Source organism: Caulobacter sp. KR2-114 (assembly GCF_049446115.1).
Taxonomy (GTDB): Bacteria; Pseudomonadota; Alphaproteobacteria; order Caulobacterales; family Caulobacteraceae; genus Acaudatibacter.
This window is the reverse complement of the sequence record NZ_JBMSEC010000003.1, coordinates 478,082-492,286: the sequence shown is the minus strand read 5'-3', so window position 1 is coordinate 492,286 and position 14,205 is coordinate 478,082. Positions and strand designations below refer to the sequence as shown.

The 14,205-nt window shown below is 70.7% G+C and carries 11 protein-coding genes and 1 pseudogene; all 12 read right to left on the bottom strand.

Annotated elements, in window-relative coordinates; genetic code table 11:
- Nucleotides 1-185 precede the first annotated feature (185 nt).
- Nucleotides 186-944, bottom strand: a pseudogene (locus tag ACO2Q3_RS14670) (MCP four helix bundle domain-containing protein); the annotation flags it as partial.
- A 65-nt stretch (nt 945-1,009) separates the two neighbouring features.
- On the bottom strand, nt 1,010-2,806 hold the full coding sequence (locus ACO2Q3_RS14665) for a methyl-accepting chemotaxis protein (RefSeq protein ID WP_423307729.1): 1,797 nt from the start codon (nt 2,804-2,806) through the stop codon (nt 1,010-1,012).
- A 19-nt stretch (nt 2,807-2,825) separates the two neighbouring features.
- A complete protein-coding gene (locus ACO2Q3_RS14660) occupies nt 2,826-3,308 on the bottom strand; it encodes a chemotaxis protein CheW (RefSeq protein ID WP_423307727.1) in 483 nt (160 codons plus the stop codon).
- Nucleotides 3,308-5,290, bottom strand: coding sequence for a chemotaxis protein CheA (locus ACO2Q3_RS14655; RefSeq protein ID WP_423307725.1), 1,983 nt, complete (start codon nt 5,288-5,290; stop codon nt 3,308-3,310). The genes ACO2Q3_RS14660 and ACO2Q3_RS14655 overlap by 1 nt, the downstream gene beginning before the upstream one ends.
- Entirely contained in the window at nt 5,287-5,655 is a 369-nt protein-coding gene (locus ACO2Q3_RS14650; protein ID WP_423308009.1) for a response regulator, read from the bottom strand. Before ACO2Q3_RS14650 ends, ACO2Q3_RS14655 begins: the two co-directional genes overlap by 4 nt.
- Nucleotides 5,652-5,948 carry an STAS domain-containing protein gene (locus ACO2Q3_RS14645; protein ID WP_423307723.1) on the bottom strand — a complete coding sequence of 99 codons (297 nt, stop codon included), beginning with the start codon at nt 5,946-5,948 and terminating at the stop codon, nt 5,652-5,654. The genes ACO2Q3_RS14650 and ACO2Q3_RS14645 overlap by 4 nt, the downstream gene beginning before the upstream one ends.
- 475 nt (nt 5,949-6,423) lie before the next feature.
- Complete coding sequence (guaD, locus tag ACO2Q3_RS14640) at nt 6,424-7,728, bottom strand: guanine deaminase (RefSeq protein WP_423307721.1); 1,305 nt, start codon at nt 7,726-7,728, stop codon at nt 6,424-6,426.
- Nucleotides 7,725-8,222 carry an ureidoglycolate lyase gene (locus ACO2Q3_RS14635; protein WP_423307719.1) on the bottom strand — a complete coding sequence of 166 codons (498 nt, stop codon included), beginning with the start codon at nt 8,220-8,222 and terminating at the stop codon, nt 7,725-7,727. Before ACO2Q3_RS14635 ends, guaD begins: the two co-directional genes overlap by 4 nt.
- Nucleotides 8,219-9,445, bottom strand: a complete 1,227-nt coding sequence (locus ACO2Q3_RS14630) for a urate hydroxylase PuuD (RefSeq protein WP_423307717.1) — start codon at nt 9,443-9,445, stop codon at nt 8,219-8,221. The genes ACO2Q3_RS14635 and ACO2Q3_RS14630 overlap by 4 nt, the downstream gene beginning before the upstream one ends.
- Nucleotides 9,442-10,416: a xanthine dehydrogenase accessory protein XdhC gene (gene xdhC / locus ACO2Q3_RS14625; protein WP_423307715.1), complete on the bottom strand. Its 975-nt coding sequence runs from the start codon at nt 10,414-10,416 to the stop codon at nt 9,442-9,444. The genes ACO2Q3_RS14630 and xdhC overlap by 4 nt, the downstream gene beginning before the upstream one ends.
- Nucleotides 10,413-12,755, bottom strand: coding sequence for a xanthine dehydrogenase molybdopterin binding subunit (xdhB, locus tag ACO2Q3_RS14620; protein ID WP_423307713.1), 2,343 nt, complete (start codon nt 12,753-12,755; stop codon nt 10,413-10,415). Before xdhB ends, xdhC begins: the two co-directional genes overlap by 4 nt.
- On the bottom strand, nt 12,748-14,202 hold the full coding sequence (xdhA, locus tag ACO2Q3_RS14615; RefSeq protein ID WP_423307711.1) for a xanthine dehydrogenase small subunit: 1,455 nt from the start codon (nt 14,200-14,202) through the stop codon (nt 12,748-12,750). Before xdhA ends, xdhB begins: the two co-directional genes overlap by 8 nt.
- Nucleotides 14,203-14,205 lie beyond the last annotated feature (3 nt).

Below are 14,205 nucleotides of genomic sequence, written 5' to 3'. Positions count from 1 at the left end.
GGCCGGACCTCGACGCCGAGGTCGCCGTCGGCGACCTTGTCGGCCAGCTGGGCGGTGGCGCGCAGATTCTCGATCATCTGCTTCAGCGAGTGGCCCAGCACGTCCTTGTCCGACAGCGGCTTGGCGTCGGCGCTCAGGTCGCCCTTGGCCACGGTGTCGGCGAGGGCCGCCGTGGCGCGCAGGTTGGCGGTCATGCGGTTGACCGTGTCGACCAGGTCCTTGACCTCATCGTTGGACGTGACCTTCACCTCCTGGTTCAGGTCGCCGATGGCCACGGCGTCGGCCAGCATGCCGATGCGGCCAAGGCCGCGCGACACGGTGAGGCCGATCCAGGCGGCCGCGGCGCCCGCCAGGGCAAGGGACGCCAGGGCCAGGCTGATCAGGATCGCGCGGGTTCGGCCATAGTCGGCCGCCGCCTTCGCGGTGGCGTCCTGGACCACCTGCTGCTCGTGGGCGTGCAGCGCGGTCATGGCCTTGTCCATGTGGTCGGCGGCAGTGTGCAATTCGCCGTGCGAGACGGCGACGGCTTCCGCCGTCTTGTTCTGCATGCCGAACTCGCGCAGGTGGGTGTCGGCGGTGACGAATTCCCCCCAGCTGGAGCGCAGACCTTCCCAGGACGGCTTGCCAGCCTCCGAGACGGTCGCTTCCGTCTGGTCCAGCAGCGTCTGGAAGCTTGCGCGCCAGCGCAGCGCCTCATCGTTGTACTTGGCGTTGTCCTCGGCCTTGGAGCTGAGCATCAGGTTCTTCTCGGCCCGGATCATCTCCAGCTGCATGATGTTCAGCTTGTCCGCCGCAAGCTGCTTGCTGACCGGACCCGTAAGAATGCCGTTCAGCGAAGTGTTCATCGATCCCAGGCTGGCGACCCCAAAGCCGGCCGCGGCGAGCAGCAGGATGATCATCAGGCCGAAGGCGAGACCGAGTTTCAGTTTGATCGTGAAGCGCATGAAGGCGGTGGTCCTGTGGGCCCGTTCTGGGCCGGATTGGCGGTTGAGGAGAGCTGACCCGGGGGTCAGGCGTAGTCGCGGAAGTCCTGGTCGTCGGCGTCGGGGCCGCCCTGGGCGAGGTCGAGGGCGAAGCCCTTGGCCTTGGCCTGCTGCATGGCGACCGTGGCCTTGGCGACGGCGGGGGACTTGCGGATCGAAGGGGTCTTGAGCGGCGCGGCCGGGCGGCGGGCGGGAGCCCGGCGCTGGGACCCGGCGCTGTCGGTTCGGAAATAGGCGATGGAGGCCTGCAGTTCCTCGGCCTGGGCGGCGAGCTCCTCGGATGTGGCGCTCATCTCCTCGGAGGCGGAGGCGTTCTGCTGGGTGACCTTGTCGAGCTGCTGGATGGCCTCGTTGATCTGGCTGGCGCCGATGTCCTGCTCGCGGCAGGCGGCGCTGATCTCGGCCACCAGTTCGGCGGTCTTGCGGATGTCGGGCACCAGGGAGGACAGCATCTCGCCGGCCGACTGGGCGGCCTTGACGGTCTCGGAGGAGACGGCGCTGATCTCGGCGGAGGCGGTCTGCGAGCGCTCGGCCAGCTTGCGCACCTCGGAGGCGACGACGGCGAAGCCCTTGCCGTGCTCGCCGGCGCGGGCGGCTTCCACGGCGGCGTTGAGGGCCAGCAGGTCGGTCTGGCGGGCGATCTCCTGCACGATGGTGATCTTCTCGGCGATGGTCTGCATGGCGCTGACGGCGCGGGCCACGGCCTCGCCGGAGACCTCTGCGTCCTTGGCCGACTGACGGGCGATCTTCTCGGTCTGCGCCGCGTTGTCGGCGTTCTGCTTGATGTTCGCCGCCATCTCTTCCATCGAGGCGGAGGCTTCCTCGGCCGCGGAGGCCTGCTCCGTCGCCCCCTGGCTGACCTGCTCGGACGTCGCCGATAGCTCCTGGCTGCCGGAAGAGACGTTCTCCGAGGCGGACATCGCGTCCGCGACCACCGAGCGCAGGCGCTCGACCATCTGCTTCAGGGCGATGCCCAGGCTGTCCTTGTCGGAGAGCGGGCGCGCCTCGACCATCAGGTCGCCTTCCGCCACGGCGTTGGCCAGGGCGGCGGTGGCGCGCAGGTTGGCGGTCATCCGGTTGACCGTGTCGACCAGGTCCTTGATCTCGTCGTTGGTGGTGACGGTGACCTCCTGGTCGAGATCGCCGAGCGCCACGGCTTCGGCCAGGCCGGTGATCTTGCCGAGGCCCCGGCTGATGTTCAGGGAGATCCACACGCCGGCGGCGATGGCGATCGCCACCGAGGCCGCGAGCACAGCGATCAGGGCGTTGCGGGCATGGGCGTAGTCGATGTCGCCCTGCAGGTCGGCCGCCTTCACCTCTTCCTGGTCCATGTGGATCAGGTCGGTGGTGCGCTGGGTGATGGCCTCGACCACGGGCTTTTCCGCCGTCTGCATCAGCTTGGCGGCCTCGGCGTTCCTGTTCTCGGTCCCCAGGCGGCGGATCTCGGTGTCCAGCGGCACGAAGCGCTGCCAGGTGTCGCGGATGCCGGCCAGCTTCGACTTGCTCTCGGCGCTGGCGATGGCGTCCGACTTTTCCAGCAGGTCATTGAACGCCTTGATCTGCACGTCGATGGCGGCGCTCTCGGCGATGTCGTCCTGCGCGTTGTCGCTGATCGCCATCGCCTTTTCGCCCTGCACGATCTGTAGCAGGGCGATGTTCATCTCTTCCGCATTGCGCAGTCGCGCCACCGGGCCCTGGATCACGGCGCCCTCGGCGTCGTTGATCCTGTTCAGCTCGACGATGCCGAAGGTGGTCGCGCCGGCCAGCAGCAGCACGAGCATGCCGAAGGCGGCGGCGAGTTTCAGCTTGATGGTCAGGCGCATGGGCGGGACTCCAGCGGGTTCAGGCTGTGGCCATCGGGATGACCGCGCCGACGGCGCCGCCACGGGTCAGGAAGATCTGTTCGAGGTCGGGGACGACGATCAGGTCGCCGGCCCGGCGGGCGAGCCCGCGGATGAAGTCGCCGCGCCAGCGCAGCCCGACGCGCGGGGCCGGCTCCATCTCGGCGGGGTCGATCTCGGTGACCTCGTGCACCTTGTCGGTACGCAGGCCGATCAGGGTCGGATCGCCATCCAGCTCGTACTCGATGACGACGATGCGGCTGTCGATGTTCGCCGCGGTGCGTTCCAGACCGAAGGCGACGCGCAGGTCGGCCAGGGGAATGATCCGTCCCCGGAAGTTGATCACGGCGTCGACGAAGCTGGCGGCGCCCGGCACCGCGGTCTCGGCGGTCGGGTCGAGCACCTCGCGCACGACGCCGGCGTCCAGGGCGAAGGTCTCGCCGTCGAGGTCGAAGGTCAGGACCTGCATGGTGTCGTCCCCCATCAGCCCGCCGCCCGCAGCTGCGCATCGCGCTTCTGGCCGGCGGCGACCAGGTGCGGCACGTCGAGGATCAGGGCCACGGCCCCGTCGCCCAGGATGGTCGCGCCCGAGAAGGACCCGACGTCGGCATGGAACCGGCTCAGCGATTTGATCACCGTCTGGTGGTCGCCGAGGATCTGGTCGACCACCAGGCCGACGCGTTCCTGGCCGGTGGCGACGATCACCACCTTCTGGTGCTCGTCGGGCGCCGTGCGGGTGTCGAACAGCTCGCGCAGACGGATGAACGGCACCAGGCGATCGCGCAGGGTGATCAGGCTGCGGCCGGTGGAGCGCAGATCCTGCTCCAGGCTGAGCTCGACGCATTCCTCGACCGCCGCCAGCGGGATCACGTAGCGGGCGGACCCCACCCGGACCAGCAGCCCGTCGATGATCGCCAGGGTGAGCGGGATGCGCAGGGCGATCTGCGAGCCCTCGCCCAGCGTGCTGGTGACCTCGATGGCGCCGCGCAGGCCTTCGATGGTGCGCTTGACCACGTCCATGCCGACGCCGCGGCCGGACAGGCTGGTGATGGTCTGGGCGGTGGAGAAGCCGGGCTGGAAGATCAGCTGCAGCAGTTCGTGGTCGCTCAGCACCGCGTCGGCGGCGATAAGCCCGTTCTCTTCGGCCTTGGCGCGCACGCGAGCGCGGTCGATGCCGCGGCCGTCGTCGGTGATGGTGATGATCACCTCGGCGCCCGACTGGCGGGCGGCGAGCGCGATGGTGCCGGCGGCGGACTTGCCGGCGGCGGCGCGGGCCTCCGGCGTTTCCAGGCCATGGTCGGCGGCGTTGCGGATCAGGTGCACCAGCGGATCGGCGAGGCGCTCGATCACCGTCTTGTCGAGCTCGGTGGTCTCGCCTTCCAGCGTCAGGCTGATCGACTTGCCGGTGTCGCGCGCCAGGTCATGGATCAGGCGGCGGAAGCGGCCGAACAGCTGGCCCACCGGCACCATGCGCACGACCATCATGGTGTCGCGCAGCTCGGCGGCGAGGCGCTCGATCTCTTCCGATACGCTGCGCAGCAGCGGATCGACGCCGGCGCCGGCCAGCGACTTCAGTCGCGACTGGGCGATCACCAGCTCGCCGACCCGGTCCATCAGGGCGTCCAGCCGCTCGGCCGGCACGCGCACGGTCTCGCCGCCGCGCTGCGCCTTCTCGGCGGCTTCCGGTTCGGCCCTTTCGGCAGGCGCCGAGGCCGGCTGGGCGGTGACGGGCTCCGGCGTGGCCAAGGGCGAAGCGGCTGCGGCCACGGCCGGAACCGCCGGCGCCGACAGGGTCTCGACCTCCAGCTCCATCTCATCGATGACGAAGATGAACACGTCGTCGATCGCCGAACGGTCGTGGGCTGTGGTGAGGATCACCTCCCAGCCCAGGTGGCACTCGGTGGGGTTCAGGGCGCCCAGCGCCGGGACCTTGTCGGTCAGGGCCGTCACCTGGCACGCACCCAGGTCGCGCAACTCGTCGATCAGCGGCAGCGGCCGGGTGCCGTTCATCAGGGCGTCGGCCGGCAGACGGAAGACAATGCGGAAGGTGGTCAGGGCCGGTCCGGCAGGGGCTGCGGCCGGCGCCGCCGTCCCGCTGGCGCCGTCGACGGCCCGGCGCAGGCCTTCGAGCAGGGCCTCGCCCTCGGCGGCGGAGGCTTCGCGGCCCTCGGCCAGGGCGCGCATGTGGTCCTGGGCGGCCAGCACGGCGGTGACCAGGTCCGGCGAGGCCGGGACCTCGCCCTTGCGCACGCGGTCGAAGGCGGTCTCGCAATGATGGGTGAAGGCGGCGAGGGCGTCGAAGCCGAACATGGCCCCTGAACCCTTCAGGGTGTGCAGGGCGCGGAACACCGCGTCGACGGTGTCACGGTCACCCGGACGCGCAGCGAGATCGAGCAGGCCCTGCTCGATCTGCTCCAGAAGGTCCTGGGCTTCCTGGCGGAAGATTTCGACCGGATCGGAACTCACGCGGCCAGCACCTTCTTGACGATGCGCACCAGCTGCTGCGGGTCGAACGGCTTGGTCAGCCAGCCGGTGGCGCCGGCGGCCTTGGCCTGGGCCTTGATCTCGGCGTCGCTTTCGGTGGTGAGGAACAGGATCGGCACGCCCGCGCCGGCCGGCTTGGTGCGCAGCTGGCGGATCATGGTCAGCCCGTCCATGTTCGGCATGTTCAGGTCGGTGATGATCAGGTCGAAGCCGCCGGCCCCGGCCTTGGAGAGGCCTTCGACGCCGTCGCCGGCTTCGGCCACGGTGTAGCCCTCGCCGGCCAGGGCGATCTTGATCGCCTGACGGATGGAGGCGCTGTCGTCGACGGCGAGGATCGAGGCCATCAGGCTTCTCCCGATTGCGCGAGCCAGAAGGCCCGTTGCTCGGCGGTCTCAGTGAAGCCGCCGCGGTTGAGGGTTTCGAGAAAGGCGCCGGCCGCGGGGGCGGCCAGGGCGAAGTCGACGCCATTGTCCGTCGCGGTGCGCCGCGCGGACTCCAGGAGCTGGGCGAGCGTCAGGTCGACGGAAGCGTCCGGGGCCACGTCCACACGCACCGGGCCGCCGGCGGCGAAGGCTTCGCGCAACCGGGCGTGGGCGCCGGCGATGTTCTGGATCGTCAGGTCCCCGGCCAGGGTCACCACCGGCGCCTCGGGGCCGGAACCGGCGCGTGGCGCCTTGGGCGACGTAGACCGGGGGGCGCGGGACCGTGACGACGGGGACTTGGGCACAGGCGAAGCCAATGTCTGCGACGACCCTAACGGCCGACTGAGTGATGCCCTGTCGACTTACGGATTGGCCCACTAAGAGAAGGTAAAGTGCGACATTTTGGCGCGCGCGGGGGTCGGGAATGTGACGATTTTGTGTGTTCGGCCTAGCATTGGTTCGTTAATGACTGCGCACCTTGCTTAGGCAGGTGTGTGCATATTTCAATCAATATTGAATTGTGCCGCTATTCGGGAGCGAATGGGTGGCGTATCGGTGTTATTTCAATAAGCTTAACCGCAAGATTTGACGAAGATTACCCGGTGGTCGTTGAGTTCATCGTCTCGCAAAAGTTGCGAAGCGGCCCGTGCTCTTCCCTTCGCTCTCGCGACAAGTGGTAGCGATGCCGGTGGATCAACCGGTGCGTTTGTGTGCGCAGCTGCCGGCGACAAATGTACGCGCGATGGCGCGGTCGTCGGCCAGCAGGCTGAGGGCGAACAGCCGCTCGCGCCAGTTGCGCGCCGCGGCGGTGCGTCGGGCCAGCAGGGGCGTGGCCGCCGGATCGATCACCAGGAAGTCGGCTTCCTTGCCCGGCGCCAGGTTGCCGATCCGGTCGTCCAGGCGCAGCGCTCGGGCGCCGGCCAGGGTGGCGGCATAGAAGGCCTGGAACGGGTCCAGCGGTTCGCCGGCCAGCTGGCCGACCTTGTAGGCCTCGCCCATCATCGCCAGCTGCGAGAAGCTGGAGCCCGCGCCCACGTCGGTGCCCAGCGCCACGTTGACCCCGCAGCGGCAGGCCTGGCGCAGGCTGAACAGGCCGCTGCCCAGCAGCAGGTTGGACGAGGGACAGAAGGCGGCAGAGGCGCCGGCCGCGGCCATGCGCTTCAGGCTGTCCTCGCTGGCGTGAACGCAATGGGCGAAGACCGATCGCGACGTGACCAGGCCGTGCTGGGCATAGACGTCCAGGTAGTCCTTGGCGCCAGGGAACAGTTCGGCCACCCGGTCGATCTCGGCCAGGTTCTCCGACAGGTGGGTGTGGATCAGCACCTCGGGGTGGGCGGCGGCGACCGCGCCGGCCATGGCCAGTTGCTCGTCGCTGGAGGTGACGGCGAAACGCGGGGTGACGGCGTAGCCCAGCCGTCCGCGGCCCTGCCATGCGCGGATCAGGGCCTCGGTGTCGGCGCGGCCCGTCTCGACCGTGTCCAGCAGCCCGGCAGGGGCGCCGCGGTCCATCAGCACCTTGCCGGCCACCAGCCGCATGTTCCGCGCCAGCGCCGCCTCGAACAGGGCCTCCACCGAAGCCTTGTGCACGGTGCAGAACACCAGGGCGCTGGTGGTTCCGTTGCGCAGCAGCTGGTCCAGAAAGAACCCGGCGGCCTCGTCGGCGTGGCCGCGGTCGGCAAAGGCCAGCTCGGCGGGGAAGGTGTGGTTGTTCAGCCAGTCCAGCAGCTGCGAGCCCCAGGCGGCCATCACGTCCGTCTGCGGATAGTGGGTGTGGGCGTCGATGAAGCCGGGGATGATCAGCTGGCCCGGCAGTTCGGTCAGCTCGACGTCGGCCGACAGGGTCGGACCCCGTTCTGCCCAGTCGCCAAAGGCGGCGACATGCCCGTCCTCCACCAGCAGCAGGCCGTCGTCGTGGGCGACGATCGCCTCGTCCGCCGGGACCACCGAGGGGTCGTCGACGGCGTGCAGCAGGGCGGCGCGATAGGCCTGCCGGCTCATGCGTCGGCCAGGATCTGGTCGGCCTCGGCCAGGAACACCTCGTCGAGGTTGTCGCCAGGCCCGGCGCGGTCGATCACCAGGAAATCGCTCTCGGCCTCCAGCGCCAGCAGGAAGTGGTGCCAGACCCCCTTGGCGTAGTTCACGCCCTGGCTCGGCGCGGCGCGGAACAGGCGCACGGCGGCGGGGTCGAAGTCGCCCGCCGGGGCCACCGCCACCAGGTAGGGGCGCCCGTGCAGCGGCATGAAGGCCTGGCTACCGGCCGGATGCCGTTCGAACACCTTCAGCAGGGGCGGCTCGAGCGGCCGGGCGCGGAACAGGCTGACGATGGCGTGGCCGCCGCCATCGCCCACGTCCAGGCGCGCCAGGTCGTTATAGCGGGTGGTCCAGCCGTAGTTGATCGGCAGGCGCTCGGCGCGGTCCGACGCCTCGATGACGTCGCCGAACGAGGCGAAGGCCTCGGCGGTCAGGGGTTCGGGGACCAGGCTCCGGCTCATGGCGCCGCGCCGTCGGTTGGCGCGCCCGCCTTGATCCAGGCTCCCAGCCTGGCGCGCTCGGCGTCGGTCATGCCGGTCTCGTTGCCGAGCGGCATGGAATGGGTGGCCACCGCCCGTTCGTAGATCTTGTCGGCGCGCGCCTTCAGGCCCTGGGCGGTGTCGAACATCGCGCCGTTGGGCGCGGCGGCGATGCCGGCGTGCGTCGGGTGGGCGGCGTGGCACATGACGCAGTGCCGGTCGACCAGCGTGCGCACCTCGGCATAGGCGGGGACCGGCGCCGCCGCCACCTTCGGCCGGAAGCCCTCGTTGGCCAGGGCGACGCCGATGAACACGAAGGCGCCCAGGGCCAGCACCTCGGGATGCATCCGCCCGGCGTTCTTCAGGTTGAAGAAATGCCGGATCGTCCAGCCGGCCACCCCCAGAGCGGCCAGCCACAGCCAGTTCAGCGGGGCGGCGAAGATCATCGGATAGTGGTTGCTGATCATGATGAACAGCACCGGCAGGGTCATGTAGTTGTTGTGCACCGAGCGCTGTTTGGCCTGCTTGCCGAGGCTCGGGTCGGGGGCCTGGCCGGCCAGGATCTGGGCCACAACCTTGCGCTGGTTGGGGATGATGATCAGGAAGACGTTGGCCACCATCACCGTGCCGATGATCGCCCCGACGTGCATGAAGGCGCCCAGGTCGGAGAAGATGCGCGTCAGGCCGTAGGCCGCGGCGGTGAGCAGCAGAAACCACACCACGCCGAAGAGGCGCAGGTTCTGGCCGACGGGCGAGCGACAGAGGCCGTCGTAGACCAGCCAGCCGGCGACGAGGCTGCCGAGCCCGATCGCCACCGCCTGCCAGGGGGCAAGATCCAGCTTGGCCTTGTCCACCAGGTTGATATCCGCGCCGAGGTAGAAGATCAGCGCCAGCAGCAGGAAGCCGCTGATCCAGGTGGTGTAGGCCTCCCATTTGAACCAGTGCAGCTCTTCCGGCATGCCCGCCGGGGCCACCATGAACTTCATCTGGTGATAGAAGCCGCCGGAGTGGACGCTCCACAGCTCGCCCGCGACGCTGCCGCTGGCCATGTCCTCGCGCGCCTGCCCGGGCGGCTTCAGGTGGCTGTCCAGCCACATGAAGTAGAAGGACGAGCCGATCCAGGCGATGCCGGCGGTCAGGTGCAGCCAGCGGAGGGCGAGATTGGCCCAGGCCCCGGCGTCAGACATCATCTCGGCCAGACTCACGCCCCCTGGTCCTCCGTCAGCTGCAGAAGTTCGGCGGCGAGCGAGACCGCGATCACGGCCGGCGCCTTGCTCTTCAGCGTGCGCACGCCCAGCGGACAGGTGAGCCGCGCCAGATCGCCGTCGCCGAAGCCGTCATCCCGCAACCGGCTCTCGAAGCGCGCGCGCTTGGTGCGCGAGCCGATCAGGCCGAGATAGGCGAAGTCGCCCCGGGCGAGCACCGCCCGGGTCAGGCGATAGTCCAGCTCGTGGCTGTGGGTGAAGATGGCGAACAGGGTCCCCGCCGGCGCGGCCTCGATGCAGGCTTCCAGTTCGTCCTCGGAGAGGATCGTCGCCTGGGTCCCGCCGGCCTCGGGCCGCAGGTCCTCGCGGCTGGCCAGCCAGTCCACGTCGAAGGGCAGGGGGGCGAAGGCGCGCGCGACGGCCTGGCCGATGTGGCCGGCGCCGAACATCACCAGGCGGGGCTGGGCGGGGGTGAACATCTCGCTGAGGATCCGGACTTCGGCCAGGGGAACCCGCGGGCCGTCGGCGGCCGCGGAGGGGGGGATCGCCGCCACGCTGCGCGCCATCGCGCCATCGTGGAAGCGGGTGGTCAGGTGGAAGCGTTCGCCGCCGGCGCGGGCCGTCTCGGCCGGGCCCAGCCACGCCAGGCTCTCGCGATCGAGGGTCTCCAGCAGCAACCGGACATGGCCGCCGCAGCACTGTCCCAGCATCGGCCCCAGCGGATAGTCCTGCAGGGCGTGGCGGCGGCAGGCCTGGGACAGCAGCCGGCGGGCCTGATCCAGGGCCTGGCGTTCCAGGGCGCCGCCGCCGATCGTGCCTTCGAACCGCCCGCCCGCCCAGACCAGCATCCGCGCGCCCGCCTCGCGCGGGGTCGAGCCGCGCGCGCCGACCACGCTGACCATGACCAGCCGCTCGCCCCGGCGGACGGCGGCGTGGGCGCTGCGGATCCACTGGGTGGCGAGGTCGGTCATGCCGCCCCGCTCCCCGCCAGGCCGCTTCGCCGCCGCACATCCTCGATCGCCGCCAGCACCCGCTCGGGCGTGGCCGGGGCGTCCAGGTCGGGCATGATCCTGTGGCCGCCGACGCTGGCGACGGCGTCGGTCAGGGCGCTGAACACCGAGATGGCCAGCATCAGCGGTGGCTCGCCCACCGCCTTGGACCGGTGGACCGTGTCCTCCCGGTTCTCGCCGGGGCCCCAGATGCGGATGTTGAAGGCGTCCGGCCGATCGCCGGCGGTGGGGATCTTGTAGGTGGAGGGCGAGTGGGTGGCCAGGCGGCCGCTGGCGTCGAACACCAGCTCCTCGGTGGTCAGCCAGCCCATCCCCTGGATGAAGCCGCCCTCGATCTGGCCGAGGTCGATGGCCGGGTTCAGCGAGCGGCCGACGTCGTGCAGGATGTCCGCGCGCAGCAGCCGGTGTTCGCCGGTCAGGGTGTCGACCGCCACCTCCGACGCCGCCGCGCCATAGGCGAAATAGTAGAACGGCCGGCCCTTGTGCGCCGCCCGGTCGTAGTGGATGTCGGGCGTCCGGTAGAAGCCGGCCGCCGACAGCGAGACCCGCGCCAGATAGGCCTGGCTCACCAGTTCGCGGAAGCTCATCCGCACTTCGCCGGCGCGCACGCCGTCCGGCGTGAATGCCACCTCGCGCTCGGAGCAGCTGAATTCCTCGGCGGCGAAGGCAGTCAGCCGCGCCTTGATCTGCCGGCAGGCGTCCAGCGCCGCCATGCCGTTCAGGTCGCTGCCGGACGACGCCGCGGTGGCCGAGGTGTTCGGCACCTTGTCGGTGCGGGTCGAGGTGATCCGCACCTGGCTGATCGGAACCTGGAAGGCGTCGGCCGCCACCTGGGCGACCTTGATGTTGAGCCCCTGGCCCATCTCCGTGCCGCCGTGGTTCAGGTGGATGGAGCCGTCCACATAGACGTGCACCAGGGCGCCGGCCTGATTGAGGTGCTTGGTGGTGAACGAGATGCCGAACTTGACCGGCGTCAGCGCCAGGCCCCGCTTCAGCCAGGGGTGTTCGGCGTTCCAGCGGCCGATCGCGGCGCGCCGGGCGCGATAGTCGCAGTCGCGCTCCAGCTCGCGCATCAGCTCCGCCGCCACCGCGTCGGTCACTACCTGGCCGTAGGGGGTGAGATCGCCGGCGACGCCGTAGAGGTTGGCCAGGCGCACGTCGAGCGCATCCTTGCCGAGGCTGAGGGCGATGGCGTCCATCGCCCGCTCGATCCCCATCATCCCCTGCGGCCCGCCGAAGCCTCGGAAGGCGGTGTTGGAGACGGTGTGGGTGCGCAGCCGGTGCGAGACGATCCGCGCGGCCTTCAGCGCATAGGCGTTGTCGGCGTGGAACATGGCCCGGTCGTTGATCGCCATGGACAGGTCCGCCGAATGGCCGCAGCGCGAGGCCAGGTCGAGGTCGGCCCCCGCCAGCCGGCCGTGGTCGTCGAAGCCCACCCGCCAGCCGATCTCGAAGTCGTGCCGCTTGCCGGTCATGGCCATGTCGTCGTCGCGGTCCAGCCGGATCTTCGCCGGCCGGCCGGTCAGGCGCGCGGCCAGGGCGGCGATGGCGGCATAGTGCACCGACTGGGTCTCCTTGCCGCCGAAGCCGCCGCCCATGCGCCGGACTTCGACGGTGATCAGCGCGTCGGCACAGCCCAGGGTGCGGGCGATGACGTGCTGGGTCTCGGTGGGATGCTGGGTGGACGACCAGACGTGCAGCTCGCCGGCCTCACCGGGGATGGCCAGGGCGACCTGGCCCTCGAGATAGAAGTGCTCCTGGCCGCCGATGGCGAGGCGGCCTTCCAGCCGGTGCGGCGCGGCGGCGATGGTGGCCTCGGCGTCGCCCAGGACCATCACCTGGGCGGGCTCGATCACGCTTTCCGCCGCCCGCGCCTCGGCGATGGTCAGCAGCGCCGGCAGGTCTTCGTAGTCGACGACGGCCAGGGCGGCGGCGGCGCGGGCCTTGGGCAGGCTGTCGGCGGCCACCGCGAACAGCGGCTGGCCGAGGAAGCGGACCTCGCCCTCGGCGAACATCGGGTCGTCGCCGGCGAACGGGCTGATGTCGTTGCGGCCCGGAATGTCGGCGGGGGTCAGGACGGCGGCGACGCCCGGCGCCGCGCGGACGGCCGCCAGGTCAAGCCGGGTGATCCGCGCATGCGCCCGGGCCGATTGGGCGACGAACAGGTGTGTCAGGCCTGGCGGCTCGGGCAGGTCGTCGATGTAGACGGCCGTCCCCGCCACGTGCCGCTCGGCGCTGTCGTGGCCCAGGGCCGCGCCGACCACCGGCGCGGGCTTCAGCGGGGCGCCAGCGTCAGCCATCGACCGGCTCCAGGTCGGCGAGACCGGGGGCGGCTGGCGCCTGGTCTTCCAGCAGGGTCTTGAGCAACAGGTTCTTCGCCGCCTGCAGCCGGTAGCCGGCGCTGGCGCGCAGATCGTCGATCGGCTGGAAGTCCATTGCGAGGCGCTCGGCGGCGGCGCGGACGACATCCTCCGTCCACGGAGCATCGACCAGGGCCGCCTCCGTGGCGCGGGCGCGCCGGGGCGTCGCCGCCATGCCGCCGAAGGCGATGCGGGCGCCGGCGACCCGCCCTTCCGTCACGGTGATGGCGAAGGCGGCGCAGACGGCGGAGATGTCCTGGTCGAAGCGCTTTGACAGCTTGAACAGGCGGAAAACCTGCCCGGCCGGCGGCTTCGGCACGATCACCGCCTCGACCACCTCGCCCGGCCGGCGGTCCTGGCGACCATAGGCCAGGAAATAGTCCTCCAGCGGCATCTGCCGGGTCGCCTCGCCGAGGCGCAGCACCAGGGTCGCGCCAGCCGCGATCAGCGCCGGCGGGGAGTCGCCGATCGGCGAGCCGTTGGCGATGTTGCCGACCAGGGTCCCGGCGTTGCGCACCTGCTGACCGCCCAGCCGCCGCAGCAGGGCGCCGAACGCGGGGTGCAGGTCGCTCAGGGGGCCGATCGCGTCGGCGTAGCGCACCGCCGCGCCGATGCGGATCGCGTCGGCCAGATCCTCCACCCGCGCCAGCTCGGCGACCTCGCCGACCGAGATAAGGTCGGGCAGCGCCCGGTGCTGCTTGGTCACCCACAGGCCGATGTCGGTGGCGCCGGCGATGATGCGGGCCTGCGGCCTCGCCGCCGCCGCCGCGGCGAACGCAGCCAGTGTGCGTGGCGCGCTGAAGCGGCCCTTCGGGTGGTCGATCTCCAGCGGTTCGGCGACGTCCAGCGCCCGCAAGGCCTCGGCCAGCGCGGCCAGGGCGGCCGCATCAGGCTGCGCGCCCATGGCCTGTCCGGCGGCCAGGATCGGACCATAGCCGGTGCAGCGGCAGAGGTTGCCGGCCAGGGCGTCCTTCAGGCTGGCGGTATCGGTCGGGGCGCCGGACTGCTGGTGCGCCCACAGCGACATGACGAAGCCGGGGGTGCAGAAGCCGCATTGCGAGCCGTGCAGCTCGACCATGGCCCGCTGCACCGGATGCAGCTCGCCGCCTTGCGCCAGGTGCTCGACGGTATAGAGCGCGCGGCCGTCCAGCATCGGCAGGAACAGGATGCAGGCGTTCAGCGCGCGCAGGCGCACGCCCCCGGCGCTGGCCTCGGCCAGCTCGCCGAGCACTACGGTGCAGGCGCCGCAATCGCCCTCGGCGCAGCCTTCCTTGGTCCCGGTCTTGCGCGCGTCGTAGCGCAGCCAGTTGAGCACGGTCGCCGTCGGCGCGACGTCCGCCAGCTCGCGGACCTTCCCGTTCAGCAGGAAGCGGATCGGACGGCCCATGGC

Coding starts and splice junctions, on each gene's coding strand:
- ACO2Q3_RS14665 (WP_423307729.1), bottom strand. CDS start 2,806: ATGCGCCTGACCATCAAGCTGAAACTCGCCGCCGCCTTCGGCATGCTC.
- ACO2Q3_RS14660 (WP_423307727.1), bottom strand. CDS start 3,308: ATGGGGGACGACACCATGCAGGTCCTGACCTTCGACCTCGACGGCGAG.
- guaD (WP_423307721.1), bottom strand. CDS start 7,728: ATGAGCCGGCAGGCCTATCGCGCCGCCCTGCTGCACGCCGTCGACGAC.
- ACO2Q3_RS14635 (WP_423307719.1), bottom strand. CDS start 8,222: ATGAGCCGGAGCCTGGTCCCCGAACCCCTGACCGCCGAGGCCTTCGCC.
- xdhC (WP_423307715.1), bottom strand. CDS start 10,416: ATGACCGACCTCGCCACCCAGTGGATCCGCAGCGCCCACGCCGCCGTC.
- xdhB (WP_423307713.1), bottom strand. CDS start 12,755: ATGGCTGACGCTGGCGCCCCGCTGAAGCCCGCGCCGGTGGTCGGCGCG.
- xdhA (WP_423307711.1), bottom strand. CDS start 14,202: ATGGGCCGTCCGATCCGCTTCCTGCTGAACGGGAAGGTCCGCGAGCTG.